The following is a 10,233-nucleotide window of genomic DNA, read 5'->3' as shown; positions in this document are numbered from 1 at the left end:
GATCAGGACCGTGCCCTCGGGGCCGAGCACCGGGCGGGCGGGGTCCGGCGCGGGGACGGAGCCGCGGGCGAGCCGGGGCACGAACACGCGGCCCGCCCGCAGCGCCACCTGCGGTTCGCCGAGCGCCAGGACGCGGGCGACCACGTCGGCGGCCGGTTCGTGGGCCCCGTCGTCGCCGTCGGCGCCCTCGGTGTCCAGCAGCACGACACGGCCGGGGTGTTCCGTCTGCGTGGGCCGCAGCAGCCCCCACACGGTGGCCGCGGCGAGGTCGACGTCGTCGCCGGACTCGACGGCGCTCGCGCGCCGGGTGGCGACGACCAGCCGGGAGGGCCCGTCGGGGTTCTCCTCCAGCCACTTGCGTACGTGGTGGAGCACGTGCTCGGCGGTCTCGTGGACGGCGACGGGCACGTACGCGCCGCCCGGCGCCACCGGAAGCACCACCGTCGCCGGGTCGGGCGCGGCGGCCCGTGCGGGCGCGGCGGCCTCGCGCCACTCGACGTGGAAGAGCTTGGGATGGGTGCGCCGCGCGTCCAGGGGCCGCAGGGTGAGCGAGTCGACCGTGAGCACCTGGACGCCGCTGCCGTCGGAGACGTCGAGGGACGCCCGGCCCTCGCCCAGGGGCGAGATCCGCACCCGCAGCCGGGTCGCGCCGCCGCGCAGGAGGCGCACCCCGGCCCACGAGAACGGGACGTTCGTGCCGGACTGTTCGAGGACGAGGGGGTGGAGCACCGCGTCGAGGAGTGCGGGGTGCACGCCGAACGGCCCGGCCTCGTCCGTCAGCGCCACCTCGGCGAGCAGGTCGTCGCCGTGCCGCCAGACGCGGTGCAGGTTGCGGAACGCGGGACCGTACTCCAGTCCGCGTCCGGCGAGTTCGTCGTACCAGGCCGTGCGGTCCTCGGCGGTGGCCCCGGCGGGCGGCCACTCGGTCAGCGCGACGTCCGCCTCGGCGGGCCCGGCCGTGCCGACCGTGCCCGTGGCGTGCAGCTGCCATGCCTCGTCGGCGGCGCCCGGGACGCGGCCGTGGACGCGGACGGCGCGCCGGCCCTCCTCGTCCGGTGCCGCCGCCGTCAGCTGCACCTCGACCTCGTCGCGCTCGGGGACGACCAGCGGGGCGTGCAGGGTCAGTTCCTCGACGGTGTCGCCGACGCGCAGGGCCATGTCGAGCAGGGCGGTGCCGGGGACCACGGCCCGGCCGAGGACGCGGTGGTCGGTCAGCCAGGGGCGGGTGCGCAGCGAGAGGCGCTCGGTCAGGACGGTGCCCGCGCCGTCGGCGAGCTCCACGGCCCGGCCGAGCAGCGGCTGGTCGGCCAGGGCGTCGAGCCAGTGGCGGCGGCGCTGGAAGGCGTACGTCGGCAGGTCGACCCGCGTCGCGCCCGCGAACCGTGTCCCCCAGTCGACGCCGACGCCCCGTGTCCACACCTCGGCGACCGAGGCGAGGAAGCGGTCCGGGCCGCCCTCGTCGCGGCGCAGCGATCCGCAGACCGCCGTGCCCCGTGCCGCCCCGCCGTCCTCCAGGATCTCCTGGATGCTCATGGTGAGGACCGGGTGGGAGCTCACCTCGACGAACGTGTCGTGGCCCTGCTCGGCGAGGGCCGTGACGGCGGAGTGGAAGTGCACGGTCCGGCGGAGGTTGTGGTACCAGTACCCGGCGTCGGCGAGACGCTCGCCCAGCCAGTCGCTCTCCACGGTCGAGTAGAACGGCACCCGGGCGGGCTCGGGGTCCAGGTCCGCGAGGACCCGCGCCAGCTCCTCCTCGATGCGCTCCACGTGGGAGGTGTGCGAGGCGTAGTCCACGGGGACCTTGCGCGCCCGGACGCCGTCCGCCTTGCAGGCGGCGTACAGGGCGTCGAGGGCCTCGGGGTCGCCGGCGACGACGGTGGCGTTGGGGCCGTTCAGCGCGGCCACGGCGAGCCGGCCCGCCCACTCCTCCAGACGGGACTCGACCTGCGCGGCGGGCAGCGCCACCGACATCATGCCGCCGCGTCCCGCCAGGTCGGCGGCGATGGCCCGGGAGCGGAGCGCGACCACGCGGGCCGCGTCGCGCAGCGACAGGGCACCGGCCACGCAGGCCGCCGCGATCTCGCCCTGGGAGTGGCCCACGACGGCGGACGGTTCGACCCCGTACGCGCGCCAGAGCGCCGCGAGCGAGACCATCACCGCCCAGGACGCGGGCTGGACGACGTCGACCCGCTCCAGGGTCGGGGCGCCCTCGGCCTGCCGCAGTACGTCCTCCAGGTCCCAGTCGACGAACTCCGTGAGCGCCGCCGCGCAGGCGCGCAGCCGCTCGGCGAACTCCGGCTCGGCGTCGAGGAGTTCCACGGCCATGCCCGCCCACTGCGAGCCCTGGCCGGGGAAGACGAAGACCACACGGCCGCCGGTGGCCCTGGCGGTCCCCGCGACGGAGCCCGGTGCCTTCGGGGCGCCCTGGGCCAGTGCGTCGAGCCCGGCCAGCAGGCCGTCCCGGTCGGCGGCCACGACGGCGGCGCGGTGCTCGAACCGCGCGCGCGAGGCGGCCAGCGTCCAGCCGACGTCGAGCGGGCGCAGGTCCGTGCGGGTCGTGAGGTGCTCCCCCAGCCGCGCGGCCTGGTCCGCCAGCGCGGCCTCGGTCTTCGCGGACAGCAGGACGGGCACGGGGAGCGGGCCGCCCGGGCCGGGCCGCGCCGCGTCCTCCTCGGCGTCCGGCGCCTGCTCGATGATCACGTGCGCGTTCGTGCCGCTGATGCCGAACGACGACACCCCGGCGCGGCGCGGCCGTCCCGTCTCGGGCCACGCCCGCCGCTCGGTGAGCAGCTCGACCGCGCCCGAGGACCAGTCCACGTGCCGCGACGGCTCCTCGACGTGCAGGGTGCGCGGCAGTACGCCCTGTTGGAGGGCGAGCACCATCTTGATCACACCGGCGACACCGGCGGCGGCCTGCGCGTGCCCGATGTTCGACTTCAACGAACCGAGCCACAGCGGCCGTTCGGGGTCGCGGCCCTGACCGTAGGTCGCCAGCAGCGCCCGCGCCTCGATCGGGTCGCCCAGGGTCGTGCCGGTCCCGTGGGCCTCGACGGCGTCCACGTCCGAGGGCGAGAGCCCGGCGCCCGCGAGCGCGTCGCGGATCACCCGCTCCTGCGACGGGCCGTTGGGCGCGGTCAGTCCGTTGGACGCGCCGTCCTGGTTGACGGCCGAACCGCGCAGGACCGCGAGGACCTGGTGGCCGTTGCGCCGCGCGTCCGAAAGGCGTTCGAGGACGAGGACACCCACGCCCTCGGCCCAGCCCGTGCCGTCGGCGGCGTCGGAGAACGCCTTGCACCGGCCGTCGGCCGAGAGCCCGCCCTGCCGGGAGAATTCCACGAACATGCCGGGCGTGGACATCACTTCGGCCCCGCCCGCCAGCGCCAGCGAGCTCTCGCCCGACCGCAGCGACGCCGCCGCGAGGTGGAGGGACACCAGCGACGACGAGCACGCCGTGTCCACCGTCAGCGCGGGCCCCTCGAACCCGAGGGTGTAGGCGATGCGGCCGGACGCCACGCTCGGGAGTCCGCCCGTCAGGGCGTAGCCGCCGAAGCTGTCGGACGTCTCGTGCAGCGGTGGGACGTAGGACTGGTCGGAGACGCCCAGGAAGACGGCGGTCCGGGTGCGGCGCAGGGACTCCGGGTCGATCCCGGAGCGTTCCAGCGCCTCCCAGGACGCCTCCAGGAGCAGCCGTTGCTGGGGGTCCATCGCGCGGGCCTCGCGCGGGCCGATGCGGAAGAACTCGGCGTCGAAGTCCTGGACGTCCGCGAGGAATCCGCCGGTGCGGACGTGTCCGGTCGCCTCGGGGTCCAGGGTCCAGCCGCGGTCCTCGGGGAACGGCGCGATCGCGTCGACCCCGTCGTGGACCAGCCGCCACAGCTCCTCGGGGGTGCGTACGCCGCCGGGCAGCCGGCAGCTCATGCCCACGACGGCGATCGGGTCGTCGTCGGGGGCGGGGCCCGTCGTGTCCCCGCCGCGGTCGTCCGCGTGTCCCGAGAGCTCGTCGTCGAGGTGGCGCAGGAGGGCGGCGGGGGTCGGGTGGTCGTAGACGAGCGTGGTCGCGAGCCGCAGTCCGGTCGCGTCGCTCAGCCGGGTGCTCAGTTCCACCGCGGTGACCGAGTCGAAGCCGGACTCCTTGAACGTGCGGTCGGCCTCGATCGCCGCCGCGTCGGTGTGGCCGAGCACGGCCGCCGCCTGGGCGTGGATCAGCGCGCGCAGCCCCTCCTCGTCGAGGGCGTCGTGCTCCTCGGGCGTACGGGAGGCGGGTGCCGCCGTCGGGAGCGGCGCGACGGGCGCGCTGGCGGTGGTGGCGGTGATCCAGTGGGTGCTGCGCTGGAAGGCGTACGTGGGCAGCTCGACGGCGCGGGCGCCGGTGCCCTCGAACACCGGCCGCCAGTCCACGGCGACGCCCCGCGCGTGCAGCGCGGCCAGCGACAGGAGCAGCCGCCGCGGTCCGTCCTCGGCGCGCCGCAGCGTGCCCTGCACGACCGCGTCGTCCGCGCCCTCGACCGTGGCGAGGGTGGACTGCACGGCCATGGTCAGGACCGGGTGCGGGCTGGCCTCGACGAAGACGCCGTGCCCGTCGGCGGCCAGGGCCCGCACGGCGTCCTCGAGGCGCACGGGTTCGCGCAGGTTGCGGTACCAGTAGGCGGCGTCCAGGCGGGCCGTGTCGAGACGGCCGCCGGTGACGGTGGAGTAGAAGGCGACCGGGCTGTCCTGGGTGGTGACGCGCTCCGCTGCCCGCAGGACCTCCTCGCGGATCTTCGCCACGTGCGGCGAGTGCGAGGCGTAGTCGATGGGCACGCGCCGCGCCCGTATGCCGCGCTCGCGGCAGTCGGCGACGACCGCGTCGACGGCGTCCACCGGGCCGGAGACGACGATCGCGTCCGGGCCGTTCACCGCGCCGATCGACACGGCGTCCCAGACGCCGTCCGCGATGTCCGCCTCGACGTCGGCGCGCGCCCTCTCGACGAGCGCCATCGCGCCGCACCCGGAGAGCCGTTCGGTGATGGCGCGGCTGCGCTCGACCATCAGGCGCAGGCCGTCCGCCACGGGGACGATCCCCGCCGCGCAGGCGGCCGTGATCTCGCCCTGGGAGTGCCCGACGACGGCGTCCGGGGCGACACCGGCCGCGCGCCACACCTCGGCGAGCGACACCTGCACGGCGAACAGCGCGGGCTGCATGACGTCCATGCGCAGCAGCGCGCCCTCGTCGGCGAGCGCCTCGCGCAGCGACCAGTCCACCAGGCCGTCGAGCAGCTCCGCGCACGCGTCCATCCGCGCGGCGAACACCGGCAGTCGCTCCCACAGGTCCAGGGCCATCCCGGCCCACTGCGGCCCCTGTCCGGGGAACGCCCAGACGACGCCCGCCGGGGAGCCCGCCGTGCCGTCGACGACGAGCGGCGAGGGGGTGCCGGCCACGAGGGCGGTCAGTCCGGCGACGAGTTCGGCGCGGTCCGCGGCGACGACGACGGCGCGATGCGCGAAGACCGACCGGGTCGTCGCGGTGGCGAACGCGACGTCCCGCGGACGGAGTTGCTCGTCGGCCTCCACCCGGTCGAGCAGGCGGCGGGCCTGGGCGCGCAGCGCGGCCCTGCTGGCGCCGGACACGACGACGGGGAAGGGCAGGGCGCTTCCGACGTCGGTGGCGTCGGGGACGGCCGGGGCCTCGGAGGCGACCGGCGCCCCGGTGACCTCTGGCGCCTCCGTGACGGCCGGGGCCTCGGCGACGACCACGTGGCAGTTGGTGCCGCCCACGCCGAACGAACTGACACCCGCCAGGCGCGGGCCCTCCGGCCAGGCGCGGGTCTCGTCGTTGACGCGCAGCCTGAGCTCGTCCATGGGGATGGCCGGGTGCGGCTCGGCGTAGTGCAGGCTGGGCGGCAGGGCGCCGTTCTTCACCGCCAGGGCGACCTTGATCAGGCCGACGACGCCGGCGGCGCCGTCCAGGTGCCCGATGTTGGTCTTCACCGAGCCGACCAGGAGCGGTTCCGCCGCCGCGCGGCCCCGGCCGAGCACGGCTCCCAGCGCCGCCGCCTCGACGGGGTCGCCCGCGCGCGTGCCGGTGCCGTGGAGTTCGACGTACCGCACGCGCGCCGGGTCCGTGCCCGCCTGCGCGTAGGCGTTGTGGAGGAGTTCCCGCTGGGCCCCGCCGTCGGGGACGGTGAGGCCCTCGCCGCCGCCGTCGTTGTTCACGGCGCCGCCGAGCAGCACGCAGTGCACGGGGTCGCCGTCGGCCACGGCGTCCGCGAGGCGCTTGAGGACGACCATGCCGCCGCCCTCGCCGCGCACGGTCCCGTTGGCGCGGGCGTCGAAGGTGTGGGCGCGCCCGTCCGGGGACAGGGCGCCCGCCCGCGCGAAGGCGAGGGTGCTCTCCGGGGTGAGGTTGAGGTGTACGCCGCCGGCCAGGGCCAGGGTCGCGGCGCCCGACAGCAGGCTCTCGCAGGCCATCTGGACGGCGACCAGTGAGGAGGACTGCGCCGCGTCCACGGTGAGGCTGGGGCCGCGCAGGCCGAGGTGGTAGGAGACCCGGTTGGCGATCACACCGCGGCTGAGGCCCGCCATCGAGTGGTGGGACACGGCGTCGCCGCCGTGCCGGTGGACGAGCGCGGCGTAGTCGTCGCCGGTGGCGCCGAGGAACACCGCGGCCCGGCCGCCGCGCAGCCGCTCCGGTACGACGCCGGCGTGTTCGAGCGCCGTCCAGCTCAGCTCCAGGGCGAGCCGCTGGCGCGGGTCCATCGCCTCGGCCTCGCGCGGCGAGATGCCGAAGAAGCCGTGGTCGAAGTCGCCGACGCCGTCGAGGAATCCGCCGCGCCGCACGCCGTCGTGGCCGGGGGTGCCGTCCGGGGTCCCGGTGAGGTCCCAGCGTCCCTCCGGCACCTCGGTGATCGCGTCCACGCCGTCGCGCAGCAGCCGCCAGTAGGCGTCGAGGTCGTCGGCTCCCGGCACCCTGCAGGACATGCCGACGACGGCGATCGCGCGCTCGGTCGGGTCGTTCGTGGGCATGCCTGCTTCGTCCTCCGGTCGGTCCTGTCGTGGCGGGTGCTGCGGTGTGGCGCCCTGGTGTGCGTGGCGTGTCATGCGGAGCTGTCCGGCCCCTCCGCGTCGGCGCGCTCGCGCAGCCGGGCGAGACCGGCGGCGGGGTCCGCCGCGATCTCGGCGAGCAGCCGCTCGTAGGCGCGCGCCAGGTGCTCGGCGGTGTCCCGCGTGAACAGGTCGGTGCTGTACTCCAGGCGGCCCGTCAGGCCCGAGTCCGTCTCCAGGGCCGTCAGGTTGAGGTCGTACTTGGCGGGGCCCGGGTCGGCGGCGACGGGGCTCACCGTCAGGCCGGCCGCCGCGTCCTCGCCGCCGGCGTCGGCCGCCGGGTTCGGCACCAGGTTGAACATCGTCTGGAAGAGCGGCGAGTACGCGGGGTCGCGCTCGGGCGCCAGGTCCTCGACGAGTTCGGTGAAGGGCAGGTCCTTGTGCTCGTGGGCCTCCCCCGTGACCTTCCTGGCCTGGGCGAGCAGGTCGGTGAAGGCGCGGTCCGGGGTGATGTCGAGGCGCAGGACCACCAGGTTCACGAAGTAGCCGACGAGCCGCTCCAGTTCGGCGCGCGGGCGGTTGGTGACGGGCGAGCCGACGGCGATCTCCCGCTCGTCCGTGCGACCGCCGAGGAGTACCGCGAACGCCGAGAGCAGCGTCATGTACAGCGTGCCGTCGTGGTCCTGGCCCAGCCGCCTGAGACCGGCGAGCAGGGACTGCGGGACGGCGAAGTCGACCGTGCCGCCCCGGTAGGACTTCACCTGTCCGCGCGGGCGGTCGGCGCGCAGCTGCGTACAGGCGGGGAGTCCGTCCAACTGCCGCTTCCAGTAGTCGCGTTGGCGGTCGAGTGCACCCTCGTCCACGGTGGTGCGCTGCCAGCGGGCGTAGTCGGCGTACTGGAGCGGCAGCGGCTCCAGGTCGGGCTGCCGCCCGCGGCTCAACGCGCCGTACAGGACCATCAGTTCGGTCAGCACGATGGTCAGCGACCACCCGTCGAAGACTCCCCAGGGACGGGTGAGGACGACGACGTGCTCGTCGTCGGCCACCGGCACCAGATGAAAACGTACGCCGTACGGTCCCTCCGGCGCGAACGGCCGCGCGCGCTCCTCCCGCAGCCACCGGGCGAGGGCCTCGTCCCCGGAGACCGGCTCGGTGACGTGCGCCGCGAAGTCCGCGCCGTCGTTGACGCGCTGGGTGACGGCTCCGTCGCGGCGCACATAGCTGGTGCGCAGCACGGTGTGGCGGGTGACGAGGGCGCGTACGGCACGCTCGAAGGCGTCGCGGTCGAGGGGTCCGGTGAGCCGGTGGGCGAGCTGGGCGTTGTCGTAGGACGCGTCCAGGTGCCCGGGGTGGCCGAGGAACCACAGGTCGCGCTGCTGGAGCGAGAGCGGTGTCTCCTCCCCCTCGGCGACGGGCACGGCGGGCACCAGCGGCGCCGCCTCCGCGGACGCCGAGGACGGCTCGTCCTCCAGTGCCGCGGCCATCTCCGTCACGGTGGCTCCCGTGAGGATCAGCTGGAGCGGCAGCTCGCGGCCGGTCTCCTGGCGTACGCGCAGGTTGAGCCGGACGGCGAGCAGGGAGTGGCCGCCCAGGGCGAAGAAGCTGTCCCCGATGCCGACGCGGCTGACGCCGAGGACCTCTTCGAGGACCCGGCAGAGCGTGCGCTGGACCTCGGTGCGGGGCGCGACGTAGGCCTCCTTGGCCACGGCGCCCTCGTCCGGGGCGGGCAGCGCCCGCTTGTCGACCTTGCCGTTGGCGGTGATGGGCAGCTCTTCGAGGAGCATGAACACGCTGGGCAGCATGTACTCCGGCAGCCGCGCCGACAGGTGTCCCTTCAGCGTCCGGGCCACCAACGCGCCCAGGTCGCCGATCCGCGGGTGGTTCGCCGGCCGGGCCTGCCGGTAGGCCGCGCGGGCCCGCACGGGCGGCAGACCGTCGCGGCCGAGCACGAGGTCGAGCCCGTCGAGCCGGTCCTGCGACCAGGTGGCGGCGACCCGGTAGCCGAGCTCCTCGGCATGCCGCAGCACGGCCTCCAACTCCCGTACGTCAGCGGTGTCCTGCTCGGTCAGCCGGACCCCTCCGGGCAGCGGCTCGATGTCCCGGGTGGGCGCCCAGCGCGTCATCCCCTCGCCGATGCGCACGTCGTCGGCGATCCGGGGGTTGCGCAGGCCGCTGACGCCGAAGCGGTCGGGGGCGCCGTCGTCCAGGAGGGCGCGCAGCCGCTCCGGGGTGTCGGCGTCCAGCCACTCCAGCGGCTCGGCGGGCGCGGGGGTGCCCTTGGTCAGGACCGCGTCGTAGCGGTAGGCCGACATCTCGTTGTCCTCGACGCCGCGCTTGACCAGCAGGTCGAAGCCGCCGAGCTCGGGGAACCGTTCGTCGATGCGCGCGAAGTAGGTGGGGCTCAGGAGCAGTTCGCTCTCCTGCCGGCGACGGCGGCGCGTCTGCTCGGCGAGGGCCCCGGCCGTGGTGCGGCCGGCGGTCCGGCTGCGTTCGACCGCTCCCAGGTGGGCCGGGAGCAGATCGAGGTTGCGTACGTCGCCGATGAAGATGCGGCCGCCCTCCGCGAGGAGCGGCAGCATCCGGGAGATCGCCTCTTCCAGGTAGACCCGGTTCGGGAAGTACTGGGCGACGGAGTTGAGCACGATCGTGTCGAAGGTCTGCCCGGCCAGCCGGGCGATCGACAGGGCGTCGCCCTGCTCCAGCGTGACGTGACTCCAGCCGCGCCGCTCCACTCCCTTGCGGACGTCGGCGAGCGCCGCGTCCGACAGGTCGAAGGCGTGCACGCTCTCGCAGGCGTCGGCGTAGCGGAACAGCAGCAGGCCGGTGCCGCAGCCGATCTCCAGGAGGCGGCGGGGCCGCAGCTCGGCGATCCGCTCGACCGTGCCGTCGATCCATTCACGCATCCCGGCCTCGGGCACGGGCTCGCCGGTGTAACTGCTGTCCCAGCCGGCCAGGTTGAGGTCGTCGGCGGTGCCGTCGCCCCCGGTGCCCGCGTACTGGTCCTCGAAGACGTGCTGCCACTGTTCCAGCAGCGAGGCGTTCTGCTCGCGGGCGGCGTCGTCGAGCCACTGCGGCGTCGGGCTGACGTACGCGACGAGCGCCCGGCCGTCGTCGGAGCCGCGCGGGACGACGACGCCGTGGGAGACGGCTTCATGGCTCGCGAGTGCGGCTTCGATCTCGCCGAGTTCGATACGGAACCCACGGATCTTGACC

The 10,233-nt window shown here is 75.3% G+C and carries 2 protein-coding genes; both read right to left on the bottom strand.

Going from position 1 to position 10,233, the window contains the following annotated elements:
• A partial coding sequence (locus AOK22_RS29890; RefSeq protein WP_055701845.1) for a type I polyketide synthase occupies positions 1-7,002 on the bottom strand: 7,002 nt, incomplete at its 3' end.
• 71 nt (positions 7,003-7,073) lie between these two features.
• Positions 7,074-10,233 (bottom strand): condensation domain-containing protein (locus AOK22_RS29885; RefSeq protein WP_157872314.1); only part of this gene is annotated, 3,160 nt, incomplete at its 5' end.

This window comes from Streptomyces silaceus (assembly GCF_001419745.1).
GTDB classification, from domain to species: domain Bacteria; phylum Actinomycetota; class Actinomycetes; order Streptomycetales; family Streptomycetaceae; genus Streptomyces; species Streptomyces silaceus.
The sequence above is the reverse complement of the archived record's forward strand: the minus strand, read 5'-3'. Positions and strand labels throughout refer to the sequence as shown.